The following is an 18,471-nucleotide window of genomic DNA, read 5'->3' as shown; positions in this document are numbered from 1 at the left end:
GGGTCGCACTTCCTACGGTTTTTTTGAAGTTGCTGTTTGCAGATAGTGTTCTGCAACGTCCAGCATTCGGTTGGCAAAACCCCACTCGTTGTCGAACCAGGCCAGGATGTTTACCAGTTTGGGGCCGGAAACACGGGTCTGACTGGCATCGACGATGGCCGAATGTGGGTCATGGTTGAAATCACAACTGGCGTGCGGCAGCTCGGTGTAGGCGAGCAAGCCTTTGAGCGGGCCACTGGTGGCGGCCTCGCGCAGGATCCGGTTGACCTCATTGGCGTCGGTCGCGGTCGCGGTCTGCATCGTGATGTCGAGGCAGGACACGTTGACCGTCGGCACGCGTACGGCTTTGGCCTGAATTCGCCCGGCAAGTTCCGGCAGCAGACGCTCGATACCGCGCGCCAGACCAGTGGACACCGGGATCACCGACTGGAACGCCGAACGGGTGCGGCGCAGGTCTTCGTGGTGATAGGCATCGATCACCGGCTGATCGTTCATCGCCGAGTGAATCGTGGTGATCGACACGTAATCCAGGCCGATCGCCTTGTCGAGCAGGCGCAACAACGGCACGCCGCAGTTGGTGGTGCAGGAGGCGTTGGACACCAGCAGTTCGTCGCCGGTCAGGCAATCCTGATTGACGCCGTAAACGATGGTCGCGTCGACATCCGCCTCGCTGGCCATCGGCTGCGAGAACAACACCCGTGGCGCGCCGGCGTCGAGAAAGCGCTGGCCGTCGGCACGGGTGTGGTAAGCGCCGGAACATTCCAGCACCAGATCGACGCCCAGTGACGCCCAATCGATGCCTTCGGGGGTGGCGCTGCGCAGGACCTTCACGCAATCGCCATTAATATGCAGACAATCGCCGTCGACACGCACCTCGCCGGGAAAGCGCCCGTGGGTGGAGTCGAAGCGTGTCAGGTATTCGATGCTGGCCATGTCCGCCAGATCGTTGATCGCGACAATTTCAAACCCGGCTTTCTCGCCTCGCTCAAACAACGCACGCAAGACGCAACGACCAATCCGGCCGTAGCCGTTGAGTGCAACTTTGTAAGGACGCGGTTGAGGCATGGGGTTCTCGATAGTACGCAGGCAGACGTAATGTTTGTTGCAACACAACCCTTGTGGGAGCTGGCTTGCCAGCGATAGGGCCATTCGCTTCAACATATATGCTGAATGAACGGACGCTATCGCTGGCAAGCCAGCTCCCACAGGGATTGCGGTGACCCTGAGGCCACCGCGCTGTGCCTTAGTCTTCCAGCAGTTCTTCCGCCTGACCCAGGATGTTTTCCAGGGTGAAGCCGAACTCTTCGAACAGTGCCGAAGCCGGAGCCGATTCGCCGTAAGTGGTCATGCCGATCACGCGACCTTCCAGACCCACGTACTTGAACCAGAAGTCAGCGTGAGCTGCTTCAATGGCGATACGTGCGCTGACTTGCAACGGCAGCACCGCTTGCTTGTAGCCAGCGTCCTGAGCATCGAACACGCTGGTGCACGGCATCGAAACCACACGCACCTTGCGGCCCTGCTCGGTCAGCTTGTCGTAAGCCTGAACCGCCAGACCGACTTCCGAACCGGTCGAAATCAGGATCAGCTCAGGCTCGCCTGCGCAGTCCTTGAGCACGTAACCGCCACGGCTGATGTCGGCAATCTGGCCGGCATCGCGTTCCTGATGTTGCAGGTTCTGACGCGAGAAGATCAGCGCCGATGGGCCGTCCTTGCGCTCCAGAGCGTTTTTCCAGGCCACGGCCGATTCAACGGCATCGGCTGGACGCCAGGTGTCGAGGTTCGGCGTGGTACGCAGGCTGGTCAGTTGCTCGATCGGCTGGTGCGTCGGGCCGTCTTCGCCCAGACCGATGGAGTCGTGGGTGTAGACGTGGATGACCTGCTTCTTCATCAGCGCCGACATGCGCACGGCGTTACGGGCGTATTCCATGAACATCAGGAAGGTCGCGCCGTAAGGCACCAGGCCGCCGTGCAGGGTTACGCCGTTCATGATTGCGGTCATGCCGAATTCGCGCACGCCGTAGTACATGTAGTTGCCGCTGGCATCTTCAGCGCTGACGCCTTTGCAACCTTTCCACAGGGTCAGGTTGGAGCCGGCGAGGTCAGCGGAACCGCCGAGCAGTTCCGGCAGCAGCGGGCCGAACGCGTTCAGGGTGTTCTGGCTGGCTTTACGGCTGGCGATGGTTTCGCCTTTGGCCGCGACTTCAGCGATGTAAGCCGAAGCTTTTTCCGAGAAGTCGGCCGGCAGTTCGCCGCTCAGGCGACGTACCAGTTCGTTGGCTTCGGTCGGGAACGCAGCGGAGTAGGCAGCGAAACGCTGATCCCATTCGGCTTCAGCGGCGCGACCTTTTTCTTTGGCATCCCACTCGGCATAGATGTCGGCCGGGATTTCGAACGGGCCGTAGTTCCAGTTCAGCGCCTTGCGGGTCAGAGCGATTTCCGCGTCACCCAGTGGAGCGCCGTGGCAGTCTTCTTTGCCCTGCTTGTTCGGCGAGCCGAAACCAATAGTGGTCTTGCAGCAGATCAGCGTCGGCAGCGGGCTCTTGCGCGCGGTTTCGATAGCGGTCTTGATCTCTTCCGGATCGTGACCGTCAACGTTGCGGATCACTTGCCAGTTGTAGGCTTCGAAACGCTTCGGCGTGTCATCGGTGAACCAGCCTTCGACTTCGCCGTCGATGGAGATGCCGTTGTCATCGTAGAAAGCGATCAGCTTGCCCAGACCCAAAGTACCGGCCAGGGAAGCGACTTCATGGGAAATGCCTTCCATCATGCAGCCATCACCCAGGAACACGTAGGTGTGGTGATCGACGATGTCGTGGCCAGGACGGTTGAACTGCGCGCCCAGGACTTTTTCAGCCAGAGCAAAACCTACCGCGTTGGCCAGGCCCTGACCCAGTGGGCCGGTGGTGGTTTCAACGCCCGGGGTGTAACCGAATTCCGGGTGGCCCGGAGTGCGGCTGTGCAGTTGACGGAACTGCTTGAGGTCTTCGATCGACAGGTCATAACCGGTCAGGTGCAGCAGCGAGTAGATCAACATCGAGCCGTGGCCGTTGGACAGCACGAAGCGGTCACGGTCGGCGAACGATGGATTGCTCGGGTTGTGCTTGAGGTAGTCGCGCCAAAGCACTTCGGCAATATCTGCCATACCCATTGGGGCACCGGGATGGCCGCTGTTGGCTTTTTGCACGGCATCCATGCTGAGGGCACGAATGGCGTTGGCACGCTCACGACGGCTAGGCATCGCTGATCTCCTGGGTGTGAATAGATTGAAACGGAAAAAAGGAGGGCATTTTCCCTCACCGGAGCGCCTCGGGGCAATGACAGATAGTCATCCACGGACGTTTTTCCCATGGTTAGCGGCGGTTTCCGTTGGTGAATCCTTTCCGCTGCTCGTTTGTAGAGTTAACCGTTTCGGGAGAAGTGCCATTTATCGAGCAATATCAAAACTTTTTGATATTGCCCTTGCGATGAATTGCCCCCCTCTCTAGACTGCCAGCCCTATGAACTTACGCGTGCCCTCCATTCGCCATGACGATTGCGACGAGCTGGCGGCCCTGTGCAAGGCCGGCGGCGATCCGCTGCGCCTGAATGTATTGCGCGCGCTGGCCAACGATTCGTTTGGCGTACTGGAACTGGCGCAGATCTTCGGCATTGGCCAGTCCGGCATGAGTCATCACCTCAAGGTACTGGCACAAGCCGACCTGGTGGCGACCCGCCGCGAAGGCAATGCAATTTTCTATCGCCGCGCCCTGCCCCACACCGAACTGCTCGGCGGCAAGTTGCACGCGGCATTGTTAGAAGAAGTCGACAACCTGGCGCTGCCTGACGATGTGCAGGCGCGCATTGAACAGGTGCACGGCCAACGCGCGGCGGCCAGTCAGGATTTTTTCGCCAGGGTCGCGGAGAAGTTTCGTGCCCAGCAGGATTTGATTGCAGGCCTGCCGCAGTACCGCGAAAGCGTGCTGGCCCTGCTCGACAAACTGAACTTCAATGGTGCAGCCACGGCCATTGAAGTCGGCCCCGGCGATGGTGCTTTTCTGCCGGAACTGGCGCGCCGCTTCGGCACCGTAACCGCGCTGGACAACAGCCCGGCGATGCTCGAACTGGCGCGTCAGGTATGTGAACGTGAACAGCTGGCTAACGTCAGCCTGCAATTGGCCGATGCATTGAACGGCACAAGCCTTCAGGCCGATTGCGTGGTGCTGAACATGGTGTTGCACCATTTCGCCGCGCCGGCCGATGCGCTCAAGCACATGGCCGACCTGCTGCAACCGGGCGGTAGCCTGCTCGTGACAGAGTTATGTAGCCACAACCAGAGTTGGGCCAGGGAGGCCTGCGGTGATCTGTGGTTGGGGTTTGAACAGGACGATTTGGCCCGTTGGGCCACCGCTGCGGGACTCGTTCCCGGGGAAAGCCTCTATGTAGGCTTACGTAATGGTTTCCAGATCCAGGTTCGCCACTTTCAGCGACCGGCTGGCGACACTCACCATCGGTAAATTCAGGAAAACATCGAGATGAGCGAATACTCCCTCTTCACCTCCGAGTCCGTGTCTGAAGGACATCCGGACAAAATCGCCGACCAGATTTCCGATGCGGTGCTGGACGCCATTATTGCCCAGGACAAACACGCACGCGTGGCTGTGGAAACCCTGGTCAAGACCGGCGTGGCCATCGTTGCCGGTGAAGTGACCACCAGCGCCTGGGTCGATCTGGAGCAGATCGTTCGTGACGTGATTTGCGACATCGGCTACACCAGCTCCGAAGTCGGCTTCGACGGCGCGACCTGCGGCGTGATGAACATCATCGGCAAGCAGTCCCCGGACATCAACCAGGGTGTTGACCGTGCCAAGCCTGAAGATCAGGGCGCCGGCGACCAGGGCCTGATGTTCGGCTACGCCAGCAACGAAACCGACGTTTTGATGCCAGCGCCGATCACCTTCTCGCACCAGTTGGTACAGCGCCAGGCCGAAGCCCGTAAATCGGGCCTGCTGCCTTGGCTGCGTCCGGACGCCAAGTCGCAAGTGACTTGCCGTTACGAAGGCGGCAAGGTTGTCGGTATCGACGCGGTTGTTCTGTCGACCCAGCACAACCCTGAAGTGTCGTACAAAGACCTGCGCGAAGGCGTGATGGAGCTGATCGTCAAGCACGTGCTGCCTGCCGAACTGCTGAGCAAGGACACCCAGTTCCACATCAACCCGACCGGCCAGTTCATCATTGGCGGCCCGGTAGGTGACTGCGGTCTGACCGGTCGCAAGATCATCGTCGACAGCTACGGCGGCATGGCCCGCCACGGCGGTGGCGCGTTCTCCGGTAAAGATCCATCGAAGGTTGACCGTTCGGCTGCCTACGCTGGCCGTTATGTTGCCAAGAATATCGTCGCAGCCGGCCTGGCCGAGCGTTGCGAGATTCAGGTTTCCTACGCGATCGGTGTGGCTCAGCCTACTTCGATCTCGCTGAACACCTTCGGCACCGGCAAGATCAGCGATGACAAGATCGTCAAACTGGTACGTGAAGTGTTCGACCTGCGTCCATACGCAATCACCACCATGCTCGATCTGCTGCACCCGATGTACCAGGAAACTGCAGCGTACGGCCACTTCGGTCGCGCGCCAGAGACCAAGACCGTTGGCGAAGACACCTTCACCACGTTCACCTGGGAAAAAACCGACCGCGCCGACGCTCTGCGTTCCGCTGCTGGTCTGTAAGACCTTCCCGGCGGCACAAAAAGCCCCGCACGGTTCGCGCCGTGCGGGGCTTTTTCATGCCTGAAACCGAGAATTCAACTCAGAACGTTCAGGTCGATGCACATCCAACAAACCACTCGGTCAGTCCCCTCTCCCCCGGGGAGAGGGTTAGGGTGAGGGGCTGTTTTCACTGCACAGAAACAAGCCGCAAAACACCCATCCGGCGGAGTAAATATCTTCGCCTAACCTTCAAGTATTCCCCCTGAGCAAGGACGCTCACGATGCTTGCCACGCTGCGCCTGTTATTGGTTTTCCTCATCGCCTGTACGGCCCTCAACGTCCACGCCGACTGCCCGAAATGGCCGACCACTCAAGCAAAAAACGAAATCGCCACCCTGCAAAAACAGATCGACCAATGGGACGACGCCTATCACCGCGAAGGTCGTTCACTGATTGCCGATGAGCTCTACGATCAATCGCGCACACGCCTGAACGAATGGCGAGAGTGCTTCAAACTCCCCTCGCCACCCGCGCCCTTACGCACAGCCTCAGGCTCGATCGCCCACCCCATCGCCCATACCGGCCTGGATAAACTGCATAAAGCCGGGGCTGTGCAAGCGTGGCTGCGCGACCGCCAGGATGTCTGGGTACAACCCAAAGTCGACGGCGTCGCGGTAACACTGATTTATCGTGCAGGCGTTCTGCATCAGGCCATCAGTCGTGGTGACGGGATTCGTGGTCAGGACTGGACACTGGCGGCGCAGAAGATCGGCGCCATTCCTCAACGCCTTTCACAACCTGTGGATCTGCTGGTGCAAGGCGAACTCTACTGGCGCTTGAGCGAACACGTGCAAGCCCGAGCGGGGAGCGTCAACGCCCGCGCCACCGTGGCAGGTCTGATGGGACGAAAATCGCTTGAGGCCGAACACGCCGCAGGCATCGGTCTGTTCGTTTGGGACTGGCCGCAAGCATCTTCGGAATTGCCCGAGCGAATCGCCAGATTGGCGGCACTGGGTTTCGCCACAATTGGGCCGTACAGCCACCCCGTCAGCGACTTCGCAGAGGCGCAGAAGTGGCGCGAGCACTGGTATCAATCGCCCCTGCCGTTTGCCACCGATGGCGTGGTTTTGCGCCAGAGCCAGCGCCCACCCGCCGAACGTTGGCAGGCGCGCGCCCCGTACTGGGCGGTCGCCTGGAAATACCCGTTTGCACAAGCGTTGGCGCAAGTGCGCAAGGTCAACTTCAAGACTGGTCGCACCGGCCGCATCACACCGGTGATCGAGTTGATCCCGGTCATGCTCGATGACCGAGAAATCAAACGGGTCAGCGCCAGCTCGTTGAAACGTTGGCAAACGCTGGATATTCGTCCCGGTGATCAGATCGCGATCAGCCTCGCCGGCCTGACCATTCCACGGCTCGACAGTGTTGTGCTGCGCACCCGCGAACGGGCAGACATCAATATTCCCAAGGCCGAAGACTTCCACACCTTGAGTTGCTGGCAACCCACCGCCGGCTGCGAGAGCCAGTTTCTCGCGCGCCTGACCTGGCTCAGTGGCAAACAGGGTTTGGCGATGCAACATGTCGGTCGTGGCACCTGGGAGAAACTTCTCGAAACACGCCGCGTAAACAACCTGCTGGATTGGTTGACCCTCGACGCGCCAGAGCTTGCTAACATTGCCGGCTTCGGCGAGCGCAGCAGCGAACGCCTGATGAACAGTTTTCACAGTGCGCGCCAGCGGCCGTTCGCCCAATGGCTCAAGGCCTTGGGCCTGCCGCCAACCGGTCAGGCCCAACTGCCTGCTTCGTGGCAGGCGGTGGCACAACGCACCACCGAACAATGGCAGGCAGAAGCCGGTATCGGCCCGGGACGCGCAACGCAATTAAGCGCATTCTTTCGCGACCCGCAGGTACTGGCCTTGAGCGAAACCTTACGTGCCGCCGGAATCGACGGTTTTTGACTACGCAATCCCGGCGCGCCGGGAACCCATCGGCTGCCGAGGCGCTCCAACAGCGCAGTGCCTGACCGACCCGATTGCCTTTGCACATGGAGCTTTTATGAAATTTCTTGCACCGTTCGCCATGCTCACCCTCTGCGGCATGATGGCCGCGCCCGTAATGGCCGACGAAGACGCCCCGGGGCTGACCGGTTGCGCTGCGAAAAAGCAGGGCATCATGAACCAGATCGAACAGGCCAAAACGCGCGGCAATGCCGATCAGCAGGCCGGGCTGGAAACTGCCTTGCGTGAAGTGACCGAGCACTGCACCGATGCCGGCCTGAAGAAAGAACGCGAAAACAAGGTGCTCGAAGCCAAGCACGAAGTGAAGGAGCGTCAGGCTGATCTCGACAAGGCCATGAAGAAAGGCGATCCGGAGAAGATCAACAAGCGCAAAGACAAGCTCGCCGAGTCGCGCAAAGAGTTGCAGGAAGCGCTGGACGCGCTGGACGAAAACGATAAGTAATCGGCGGATTACTGTGGTGAGGGGACTTATCCCTCACCACAAGTTACTCGGCAGATTCAAGCATCAATGATCGCGAAACTGTTTATGGCAAGCAGTGCAGGCATCTTCAACTTTCTGCACCGCGGGCCCCAGGTTGCTGGCTTTGTACGGCTGAACCTGACTGGCGATCACCAACTCACCGGTGGCCGCTTCAAGGTTGCGGGCCATTTCCTGAAAACGCGCCTGCTGCTTCCAGACATCATCCTTGGCGCTGGTGTGATCTTCTTCGCGAACCTGCGGGAAATGCTTCCACGGTTCATGGGACAACGCATCGAGTTTGACCGCGCCTTCGGCGAACTTCGGCCCGTCGAACGGAATGCGTCCACGCAACATACCGCCCAGGTCTTCGCCGGTCTTGAGCATCTGCTTGAAGATCGCCTTGCGTTGGCCCAGCGGGGAATTGGGGTCGACACCGCCGCAGGCGGAAAGGGTCAGACAGGCCAGCAATACAACAGAAATTCTTTTAAGAGTCATGGTGGCCTCAGGTCACGGAATTCGGCGGCCAGTATCCTCGCGTCACCGTCAAACACCAATAGCCCTATTAAAAATACGGGTTGTCCGAGCGCATGGAGCACGCGGGCAACCGGCACAGGAATCACTCCATGAACAGCCGTTTCAAGGCCTGGCGTCACCCGCTGATCGCAACCCTGCCACTGCTGGCAATTCTCGCCGGCTGCACCGGCGGTGACAACGCCAAGCCAAAAACCCACGCGCTGGCCACCTATTCCAGCGCCACCTGGGAAGCACTGCCGGCCGTGTCCGACAGCGATCTGGTCGCCGGCTTCGGATCGTGGCGCAGCGCCTGTATCCGGCTCAAGGCTGATGCAGTCTGGGGCACCACCTGCGCCGCCGCGGCAAACGTCCCGCAAAGTGCCGGCGAGATTCGCGCCTTCCTCAAACAAAACCTCGACGTCTACGGCCTGCGCGCCGAGAACGATAACCCCAACGGTTTGATCACCGGTTACTACGAACCGGTCTACCCCGGCAGTCTGACGCCGACCGACACGGCCAATGTGCCGGTGTACGGCGTGCCGGAAGACATGATCATCGTCTCGCTGGACAGCATTTACCCGGAACTGAAAGGCAAGCGACTGCGCGGTCGCCTCGAAGGTCGCGTGCTCAAGCCTTACGACGACGCAGCGACCATCGAATCCAAAGGCGTGAAAGCCCCCGTGGTTGCCTACCTGACCGATCCGATGAATCTGCAGTTTTTGCAGATCCAGGGTTCCGGGCGAATTCAAACCCCGGACGGCAAACAGTTGCGCATCGCTTACGCCGATCAGAACGGCCATCCGTATCGCCCTATCGGGCGCTGGCTGGTCGAGCAAGGTGAGCTGAAGAAAGAAGACGTGACCATGAACGCGATCAGCAACTGGGCCAAGGCCAATCCTTCGCGCATTCCGGAACTGCTCGGCAGCAATCCGAGCTATGTGTTCTTCACCCGCAACCCGGACAGCAACGAAGGCCCACGCGGTTCGCTGAACGTACCGTTGACGGCCGGCTACAGCGCGGCGGTGGATCGCAAGGTGATTCCGCTGGGCAGCCTGTTGTGGCTGTCGACCACTCGCCCGGATGGCACGGCACTGGTGCGCCCGGTGGCGGCGCAGGACACCGGCGGCGCGATTGCCGGCGAGGTGCGTGCGGATCTGTTCTGGGGCACCGGTGATGCCGCCGGGCAACTGGCCGGGGACATGAAACAGCAAGGGCAGATCTGGATGCTTTGGCCAAAAGGCGCGGCGTTGCCGCAAGTGCCACAGGTGGCTGATACACCGAAGGAAAAATCTTAAGTCTTCAGTGCCTGATCAATCGCCTTCGCGGGCAAGCCCGCTCCCACAGTTGGAACGTATCACCCTGTGGGAGCGGGCTTGCCCGCGATGAGGCCATCAGCAACACCGATAATCAAACAGAGACAAAGAAGAACGAAGCAATCAACCCCATCCCCACAAACCACACCAGCGAGCGCAAGATCGCCCAGTCCGCCAGGTAGCAAATGATGTACAGCAGGCGACTGGTGATAAACATCACCGCCAGCACATTCACCGTCACCAGCTGCGCCGTCCCCACCAAATGCGCAACGATCACCGCTGCGGCAAACGCCGGGGTCACTTCAAAGCTGTTCATCTGCGCGGCATGCGCACGTCTCGCCACACCGTTGAGACTTTCGAGAAAGTCGCGCGGATCGTGGTTATCACTCAGCCGGTAGCCGCCCACGGCTTTCGCCACGCCAGTGCAGATATACGGCAGAAAAATCGCGATCAACACACACCACAGAGCCACCGTCATAACGCCGTCCTTTTTTCGATTTAGAGAATTCGCGAGCGATCAGAACTTCATCACCAGCATGCCGATCAGCACCAGCCCACAGGCTAAGAGCCGTGGCCGGCCAAAAGGTTCTTTGAGGTAGCGCATGCCGAACAGCACGACCAGAATCACGCTGATCTCGCGCAACGCCGCCGCTTCGGCAATCGAGCCCAACTGCATCGCCCATAGCACCAGAGCGTAGCTGGCCAACACACAGACGCCCACTGCCAGGCCCAGCCTCCACTGCTCACGCCAGAACAGCATGAACGCCGGACGCTTGGCGACCCACGCCAACAGCGGAAATGGCCAGGCGCTGAGCAGCGTGACCCAGACCAGATAATCGAGCGGGTGCGACCAACGCCGCAGTGCCTGACCATCGATGTAGGTGTAGCAGCCGATGCACAGGCCAATCAGCGCCACCACCGGCAGCATCGACCACGGCAAGTGCTTGCCACCGCCGCCCTGCCACAGCAAGCAGACCATGCCCAACGGAATCAGCATGATGCCGAATATCTGCTGGGTGGTGAGCACTTCACCGGCGAAGATCAGGGTCAGCGCCAGCACGACCAGCGGCGACAAACCGCGCATCAGCGGATACACCAAGCCCAGATCGCCAACCCGATACGCCTGAATCAGCAGGTAGCGATACAGCAATTCAAACGCTGCCGACGCCAGTATCCATGGCCAGATTTCCATGGGCGGCAGGCTCACGAATGGCAACGCAATGGCGACGACCAGCAGCGCCACGCTGTCCATGCACGCCACCACCAGCAGCCGTTCGGCGCTGAATTTGATCAATGTATTCCACGTCGCGTGCAACAGCGCCGCCACCAATACCAAAGCTGTCGCCAGCACGTCCCACTCCTTATTGTTGTTATCCAGCCAATTAGTCAGATTATTGATTCGCGATGTGTCAGCAGCTGTTTATACTGCAAGCGACCACGCCGCACTCAGTTGCGCACAGAAAAAAAACCAATAATTGCTGCCTGCACCGGCCTCCATCGAGATCGGTCGTCGGCCTGCGTATGCCTGATCAAAGCGTCAAGACTACCGACAGAGACCTTGCGCATGCCACTCGCCTTGCTTGCACTCGCTGTTGCCGCGTTCGGCATCGGCACCACCGAATTCGTCATCATGGGCTTGTTGCCCGACGTCGCCCGCGACCTTGCCGTGAGCATTCCCCACGCTGGTCTGTTGATCACCGGTTATGCGTTGGGCGTGGTCTTCGGCGCGCCGATCCTGGCGATCGGCACCGCAAACATGCCGCGCAAAGCAACGTTGCTGGGCATGACGCTGATGTTCATCCTCGGCAACATCCTCTGCGCACTGGCGCCCAACTACGCGACGCTGATGGCCGCTCGTGTGGTCACAGCGCTGTGTCACGGTGCGTTCTTCGGTATTGGCTCGGTGGTCGCCGCCGGGCTCGTCGCGCCGAACAAACGCGCGCAGGCGATTGCGATGATGTTCACCGGCCTGACCTTGGCCAACGTCCTCGGCGTGCCATTGGGTACAGCGCTCGGGCAATACGCCGGTTGGCGTTCGACCTTCTGGGCAGTCTCGGTGATTGGTGTGATCGCCGCTCTGGCGCAGTGGCTGTGGTTGCCCAAACACATCCCGATGGACAAGGCCAACCTCGCCAGCGAATTCAAGGTGCTGGGCAAGGTCAACGTGTTGCTGGCGCTGGGCATGAGCGTGTTGGCCTCGACCAGCCTGTTCAGCGTGTTCACCTACATCGCGCCGATCCTGCAGGACATCACCGGCGTCAGCCCGCACGGCGTCACGGTGATGCTGCTGTTGTTCGGCGTCGGTCTGACCGGTGGCAGCATGCTCGGCGGGCGTTTGGCCGATAGCCGTTTGCTGCCGTCGCTGGTCGGTGTGGCCTTGGCGGTGGTGGTGATTCTGGCAGCGTTCAGCCAGACCAGCCGTTCGGTCGTACCGGCGGCGATCACGCTGGTGCTGTGGGGGATTTTCGCTTTTGCCCTGTGCCCGATTCTGCAACTGCTGATCATCGATCAGGCCCATGAAGCGCCGAACCTCGGCTCGACGTTGAACCAGAGCGCTTTCAACCTCGGTAATGCCGCGGGTGCGTGGATTGGCGGGCTGGTCGTGGCCAGTGGCGCGGACCTGGCGGATTTGCCGTGGACGGGTGCGCTGGTCGGCGTGTTGACGGTGCTGACGGCGCTGTTTTTCATCTATCTGCAACGTCGCGAAGCGGCTGCGGTCAATGTGTCCGGCTAGCCCTCACCCTAACCCTCTCCCAGAGGGAGAGGGGACTGACCGTGTTGAATGTTCGAGTTACATCGACCTGAAATTTCGAGCCGAACTCAGGCCCTGAAAGACTTGAAGATCTGCTCCCTTTCCCCCTCTCCCTAAGGGAGAGGGCTGGGGTGAGGGGGCTCTTGATCTCATCACACCATCAACTGTGTCCCGATCCTGACTCAGCCCATCCAATCCCTGCACCAAAGATTCGGTGCGCTATCTTTCACCCCTCATCCAAAGGACCCCGGATGCTTGAACTTGTCGCCGCTTTCATCTGCCTCACCACCCTCCTGACCTTCGTCAACTTCCGCTTCATCGGCCTGCCGCCGACCATCGGCGTGATGGTTACCGCGCTGCTGTTCTCGCTGATCCTGCAAGGCCTGAGCGTGCTCGGCTACCCCGGTCTCGAAGAGCGCGTGCAGCAACTGATCGGCCAGATCGACTTTGGCGATCTGCTGATGAACTGGATGCTGTCATTCCTGCTGTTTGCCGGCGCCCTGCACGTCAACCTCAATGACCTGCGCAGCTACCGCTGGCCCATCGGCCTGTTGGCGACCTTCGGCGTATTGATTGCCACCACGGTCATCGGCAGCCTCGCCTATTACATTTTTGCCCTGTTCGGCTGGCACGTGAGCTTCTTGTATTGCCTGCTGTTCGGCGCGTTGATTTCGCCGACCGACCCGATCGCGGTGCTCGGCGTGTTGCGTACCGCCAACGCCTCGAAACCGCTGAAAACCACCATCGTCGGTGAGTCGCTGTTCAACGACGGCACCGCTGTAGTGGTGTTCACCGTGTTGCTGGGCATCGCCCAACTCGGCGAAACCCCGACCGTCAGCGCCACCGCGATGTTGTTCGTGCACGAAGCGATTGGCGGTGTGCTGTTCGGCGGGCTGATCGGCTATCTGGTCTATCGGATGATCAAGAGCATCGAGCAGCATCAGATCACCGTGATGCTGACGCTGGCGCTGGTCATCGGCGGTTCGGCGATGGCCACCGAGATTCACGTTTCAGCGCCGATTGCGATGGTGGTCGCCGGTCTGATCATCGGCAACGTCGGGCGCAATCTGGCGATGAATGACATGACTCGCCGCTACCTCGATGGTTTCTGGGAATTGCTCGATGACATGCTCAACGCGTTGCTGTTCGCGCTGATCGGCATGGAGCTGTTGCTGCTGCCATTCAACTGGCTGCACATGGCCGCGGCAGGTTTGTTGGCGGTGGCGATTCTGCTCTCGCGCCTGCTCACCGTGGCCCCGGCGATTGTCCTGCTGCGCCGCTGGCGCACGGTGCCGGCCGGCACCATCCGGATTTTGACCTGGGGCGGTTTGCGCGGCGGTGTTTCGGTGGCACTGGCGCTGGCCCTGCCGCTGGGCCCGGAGCGCGATCTGCTGCTGAGCATCACTTACATCGTGGTGCTGTCCTCGATCCTGTTGCAGGGACTGACCATCGGCAAACTGGTCAAGTACGCGACTCGCAACGAGCCCGTGACCACCAGCGAACCCGCGCATCACTGATCATTTTTTGATCTCTCGCGGATCAGGCTTCTCGGCCTGATCCGCCGCTTCCTTCGGCGCCCCGCTCTCGCTGCGGATCTGCGCATGACTGATCAGCGCAAAGATAAAGCTGCCGCCAATGATGTTCCCCGCCAATGTCGGCCCTGCGAAGACCATCCAGAAATCACTCCACGGCAGCTCGCCGGCAAACACCAGATATGACACCTCCGCCGACCCCACCACAATGTGGGTGAAATCGCCGAGCGCCATCAGGTAGGTGATGAGGATGATGATCCACATCTTCGCGCTCTCCATGGACGGGATCATCCAGACCATGGTGGCGATCATCCAGCCGGAAACGATGCCCTTGGCGAACATCTGGCTGGCATGGTTTTCCATGACCTTGCGGCCAATTTCGAGGAAGGCAACGTCGGTCTTGCTGTCGAAGATCGGCAGTTCGAGCATCACGTACGCGACCAGAATCGTGCCGCACAGGTTGCCGACCAGCACCACTGTCCACAGGCGGATCAGCCGCCCGAAGTTTTGCAGGGTCGGTTTGCTCATGACCGGCAGCACGGCCGTCAGGGTGTTTTCGGTGAACAGTTGCTGACGGGCGAGGATCACCGCGAGAAAACCTGCGCAGTAACCGAAACTGGCGATCACTTTGAATTCGTCACCGTCGGGCAGGCGCGAGTTGAGCAGGCCCATGCCCATCAGCGACAGGCCCATGGTCAGCCCGGCCGCCAGCGCCGACCACCAGAGCGCGGCGATGCTGCGCTCCAGTTCCTGATCGCCTTGGCTGCGGATGATTTCATGCAGAACGGCCGCGCGGGGCGGCTGGCTTTTCTCGACTTCGTGCTGCTCTTTGGCCGAGAGGTCGGGGGTCTTGCCGTCGGTGGGGGTCGTCATGGCGTGGGAACCGTGGGGGGTGGTGTTTACCTACGACCCCTGCGGTTCATGGCTGTTCAGTGGCCAGATCAATCTTCGGTGACAGGGCAACCGCTTTCGCGAGCAAGCTCGCTCCCACAGGTACAGCGTGATCCTTGTGGGAGCGAAGAAAGCGCCGCCGATGTCACTTGGTGACCAATTCATCTTCCTGGAACTGATCTTTCACATATTTGATTTCAGTGCGCCCGTGCGGTGCCGGCAAACCGTCTTCACCGAGGTTCACGAAAACCATCTTCTCAACGGTGAGAATGCTCTTGCGGGTGATCTTGTTGCGCACTTCGCAGGTCAGGGTGATCGAGGTGCGGCCGAACTCGGTGGCGGTGATGCCCAGTTCGATGATGTCGCCCTGGCGCGAGGCGCTGACGAAGTTGATCTCGGAAATGTACTTGGTCACCACGCGCTGATTGCCCAGCTGCACGATGGCGTAAATCGCCGCTTCCTCGTCGATCCAGCGCAGCAGGCTGCCGCCGAACAGGGTGCCGTTGGGGTTGAGGTCTTCGGGTTTTACCCATTTGCGGGTGTGGAAATTCATCTTCACTCCTGAGTGTCTTGCCGAACGATGGGCGGTATCTTGGCAGACTGAGCGGTCATGCTCCATGCAGCTTCGACTATGGTCGTCATTAACGATCTTCATCTGGCCGACAGAAACCCTTTGGAAGATCAGTCTAGACGGCTATAATCGCCCCCGTTTCAAAACGGTAACGTTCACTTGCTACCGTTTTCCCGCCACCTGTCCGAGGGGCGCTGCAGCAGGTTCAACCTGTCAGGCTCGGATGGGGCGTTGACCGGCCTCAGGCTGGACACTAAACGCACAACGGCGCCCATTCGCATACATTACGAATGGAGGCTCTTCATGAGCGCTGTTATCACGCCTGCAGATTTTAACGATTACAAAGTTGCCGACATGTCCCTGGCTGCCTGGGGCCGTCGCGAAACCATCATCGCCGAATCGGAAATGCCGGCCCTGATGGGTCTGCGTCGCAAGTACTCCGGCGAACAGCCGTTGAAAGGCGCCAAGATCCTCGGCTGTATCCACATGACCATTCAGACCGCCGTGCTGATCGAAACCCTGGTTGCCCTGGGTGCCGAAGTACGCTGGTCGTCGTGCAACATTTTCTCGACTCAGGATCAGGCTGCTGCCGCTATCGCTGCTGCCGGCATCCCGGTTTTCGCCTGGAAAGGCGAAACTGAAGAAGAGTACGAGTGGTGCCTGGAACAAACCATCCTGAAGGATGGCGCGCCATGGGACGCCAACATGATCCTCGACGACGGCGGCGACCTGACTCAGTTGCTGCACGACAAGTACCCACAAGTACTGGATCGCGTTCACGGCGTGACCGAAGAAACCACCACCGGCGTACACCGTCTGCTGGACATGCTGGCCAAGGGCGAACTGCGCATCCCGGCCATCAACGTCAACGATTCGGTGACCAAGTCCAAGAACGACAACAAGTACGGCTGCCGTCACAGCCTGAACGATGCGATCAAGCGCGGTACTGACCACCTGCTGTCCGGCAAGCAAGCGCTGGTCATCGGTTACGGTGACGTGGGCAAGGGCTCGGCTCAGTCCCTGCGTCAGGAAGGCATGATCGTTAAGGTTTCCGAAGTTGACCCGATCTGCGCCATGCAAGCGTGCATGGACGGTTTCGAACTGGTTTCGCCGTTCATCGACGGTATCAACGACGGTTCCGAAGCGAGCATCGACAAAGCGCTGCTGGGCAAGATCGACCTGATCGTGACCACCACCGGTAACGTCAATGTTTGCGACGCGAACATGCTCAAAGCTCTGAAGAAGCGTGCTGTTGTCTGCAACATCGGTCACTTCGACAACGAAATCGACACCGCTTTCATGCGCAAGAACTGGGCATGGGAAGAAGTGAAGCCACAGGTACACAAGATCCACCGTACCGGTCCTGGCGCATTCGACGCGCAGAACGACGACTACCTGATCCTGCTGGCCGAAGGCCGTCTGGTTAACCTGGGTAACGCCACTGGCCACCCAAGCCGCATCATGGACGGTTCGTTCGCCAACCAGGTGCTGGCGCAGATCTTCCTGTTCGGCCAGAAGTACGCCGACCTGTCGCCAGCCCAGAAAGCCGAGCGTCTGACCGTTGAAGTACTGCCGAAGAAACTCGACGAAGAAGTGGCCCTGGAAATGGTTCGCGGCTTCGGCGGCGTGGTCACCCAACTGACCAAGCAACAGGCTGACTACATCGGCGTGACCGTCGAAGGCCCGTTCAAGCCGCACGCTTACCGCTACTGATTGGCGCTGGCTGCTCGCTCTCCCTGTGGGAGCGAGCTTGCTCCGGGCGGCGATCCGACGAATGCGGTTTATCATTCAGCAACAATGCTGCCTGACCCACTGCCTTCGCGAGCAAGCTCGCTCCCACATGGGATTGCAGCGCCTCGAAGGTTCTTGTTTCCAAGGGTATGACCATGTCCCAAGACCGTCGCTACAGCTTCGAGTTCTTCCCGACCAAGACCGATGCTGGGCATGAAAAGCTGCTCAACGTTGCCCGTCAGTTGGCAACGTACAATCCCGATTTCTTCTCCTGCACCTATGGCGCGGGGGGTTCGACCCGTGATCGCACCCTCAACACCGTGTTGCAACTGGAAAGCGAAGTCAAAGTACCGGCCGCACCGCACCTGTCGTGCGTCGGCGACAGCAAGGACGACCTGCGCGGCCTGCTGAACGAGTACAAGGCTGCCGGCATCAAGCGTATCGTCGCCCTGCGTGGCGACCTGCCGTCCGGCATGGGCATGACCAGCGGTGAGCTGCGTCACGCCAATGAACTGGTGGAATTCATTCGTGAAGAAACCGGTGACCATTTCCACATCGAAGTGGCTGCTTACCCGGAGATGCATCCGCAAGCACGCAACTACGAAGACGATTTGGCCAACTTCATCCGCAAGGCCCGCGCCGGCGCCGACAGCGCGATCACCCAGTACTTCTTCAACGCCGACAGCTATTTCTACTTTGTCGACCGTTTGCAGGCGCAGGGTGTCGATCTGCCGATCGTCCCGGGGATCATGCCGATCACCAACTACAGCAAACTCGCGCGCTTCTCCGATGCCTGCGGTGCGGAAATCCCGCGCTGGATTCGCAAGCAACTGGAAGCCTACGGCGATGACACACAAAGCATTCAGCGCTTTGGCGAGCAAGTCGTCAGCGAGATGTGCGAACGCCTGTTGCAGGGCGGCGCACCGGGGCTGCACTTCTATTCCATGAACCAGGCCGAACCTAGCCTGGCGATCTGGAATAACCTGAAGTTGCCGCGCTAAAACCA

Annotated in this window: 16 protein-coding genes and 1 riboswitch; of the genes, 9 read left to right on the top strand and 7 right to left on the bottom strand. The window is 60.0% G+C overall.

Annotated elements, in window-relative coordinates:
- Positions 1-12: 12 nt before the first annotated feature.
- Positions 13-1,065, bottom strand: a complete 1,053-nt coding sequence (epd, locus tag WA225_RS26705; RefSeq protein WP_422610273.1) for an erythrose-4-phosphate dehydrogenase — start codon at positions 1,063-1,065, stop codon at positions 13-15.
- A gap of 178 nt (positions 1,066-1,243) precedes the next feature.
- Entirely contained in the window at positions 1,244-3,241 is a 1,998-nt protein-coding gene (gene tkt / locus WA225_RS26700; RefSeq protein ID WP_397483955.1) for a transketolase, read from the bottom strand.
- 259 nt (positions 3,242-3,500) lie between these two features.
- On the opposite strand from tkt, the gene WA225_RS26695 reads away from it, so the two are divergent.
- From WA225_RS26695 to WA225_RS26680, 4 genes are all read left to right on the top strand, one after another.
- A complete protein-coding gene (locus WA225_RS26695; RefSeq protein WP_422610272.1) occupies positions 3,501-4,496 on the top strand; it encodes an ArsR/SmtB family transcription factor in 996 nt (331 codons plus the stop codon).
- A gap of 18 nt (positions 4,497-4,514) precedes the next feature.
- A complete protein-coding gene (metK, locus tag WA225_RS26690) occupies positions 4,515-5,705 on the top strand; it encodes a methionine adenosyltransferase (protein WP_194935207.1) in 1,191 nt (396 codons plus the stop codon).
- A gap of 260 nt (positions 5,706-5,965) precedes the next feature.
- Positions 5,966-7,642, top strand: a complete 1,677-nt coding sequence (gene ligB / locus WA225_RS26685; protein WP_422610271.1) for an NAD-dependent DNA ligase LigB — start codon at positions 5,966-5,968, stop codon at positions 7,640-7,642.
- Between the two features lie 97 nt (positions 7,643-7,739).
- Positions 7,740-8,144: a DUF1090 domain-containing protein gene (locus tag WA225_RS26680; protein WP_422610270.1), complete on the top strand. Its 405-nt coding sequence runs from the start codon at positions 7,740-7,742 to the stop codon at positions 8,142-8,144.
- 63 nt (positions 8,145-8,207) lie between these two features.
- Here WA225_RS26680 and WA225_RS26675 read toward each other — a convergent pair whose 3' ends face one another.
- On the bottom strand, positions 8,208-8,657 hold the full coding sequence (locus tag WA225_RS26675; protein WP_129395868.1) for a c-type cytochrome: 450 nt from the start codon (positions 8,655-8,657) through the stop codon (positions 8,208-8,210).
- Positions 8,658-8,785: 128 nt separating this feature from the next.
- On the opposite strand from WA225_RS26675, the gene WA225_RS26670 reads away from it, so the two are divergent.
- Positions 8,786-9,970, top strand: a complete 1,185-nt coding sequence (locus WA225_RS26670; protein WP_422610269.1) for a murein transglycosylase A — start codon at positions 8,786-8,788, stop codon at positions 9,968-9,970.
- 112 nt (positions 9,971-10,082) lie between these two features.
- On the opposite strand, the gene WA225_RS26665 is transcribed toward WA225_RS26670, so the two are convergent.
- On the bottom strand, positions 10,083-10,466 hold the full coding sequence (locus WA225_RS26665; RefSeq protein WP_242209575.1) for an MAPEG family protein: 384 nt from the start codon (positions 10,464-10,466) through the stop codon (positions 10,083-10,085).
- 39 nt (positions 10,467-10,505) lie between these two features.
- Entirely contained in the window at positions 10,506-11,339 is an 834-nt protein-coding gene (locus tag WA225_RS26660; protein ID WP_422610268.1) for an EamA family transporter, read from the bottom strand.
- 213 nt (positions 11,340-11,552) lie between these two features.
- Here WA225_RS26660 and WA225_RS26655 point away from each other — a divergent pair, with 213 nt between their 5' ends.
- Both WA225_RS26655 and WA225_RS26650 read left to right on the top strand, forming a co-directional pair.
- A complete protein-coding gene (locus WA225_RS26655; RefSeq protein ID WP_064116238.1) occupies positions 11,553-12,722 on the top strand; it encodes an MFS transporter in 1,170 nt (389 codons plus the stop codon).
- 269 nt (positions 12,723-12,991) lie between these two features.
- Entirely contained in the window at positions 12,992-14,257 is a 1,266-nt protein-coding gene (locus WA225_RS26650; protein ID WP_422610267.1) for a cation:proton antiporter, read from the top strand.
- Here WA225_RS26650 and WA225_RS26645 read toward each other — a convergent pair whose 3' ends face one another.
- The gene (locus WA225_RS26645) at positions 14,258-15,145 is read right to left on the bottom strand and encodes a formate/nitrite transporter family protein (protein ID WP_422610266.1); all 888 of its coding nucleotides are present in this window, start codon (positions 15,143-15,145) and stop codon (positions 14,258-14,260) included.
- 163 nt (positions 15,146-15,308) lie between these two features.
- Positions 15,309-15,716, bottom strand: coding sequence for an acyl-CoA thioesterase (locus WA225_RS26640; RefSeq protein ID WP_016984776.1), 408 nt, complete (start codon positions 15,714-15,716; stop codon positions 15,309-15,311).
- Between the two features lie 198 nt (positions 15,717-15,914).
- A riboswitch (S-adenosyl-L-homocysteine riboswitch) is annotated at positions 15,915-16,014 on the top strand.
- Between the two features lie 23 nt (positions 16,015-16,037).
- On the opposite strand from WA225_RS26640, the gene ahcY reads away from it, so the two are divergent.
- The gene (gene ahcY, locus WA225_RS26635) at positions 16,038-17,447 is read left to right on the top strand and encodes an adenosylhomocysteinase (RefSeq protein ID WP_102357732.1); all 1,410 of its coding nucleotides are present in this window, start codon (positions 16,038-16,040) and stop codon (positions 17,445-17,447) included.
- 173 nt (positions 17,448-17,620) lie between these two features.
- Positions 17,621-18,466, top strand: a complete 846-nt coding sequence (gene metF / locus WA225_RS26630; protein ID WP_095049506.1) for a methylenetetrahydrofolate reductase [NAD(P)H] — start codon at positions 17,621-17,623, stop codon at positions 18,464-18,466.
- Positions 18,467-18,471 lie beyond the last annotated feature (5 nt).

Origin of the sequence: Pseudomonas sp. (assembly GCF_049300855.1) — a bacterium.
Classification (GTDB): domain Bacteria; phylum Pseudomonadota; class Gammaproteobacteria; order Pseudomonadales; family Pseudomonadaceae; genus Aquipseudomonas.
This window is presented reverse-complemented; position numbering and strand designations above follow the sequence as displayed.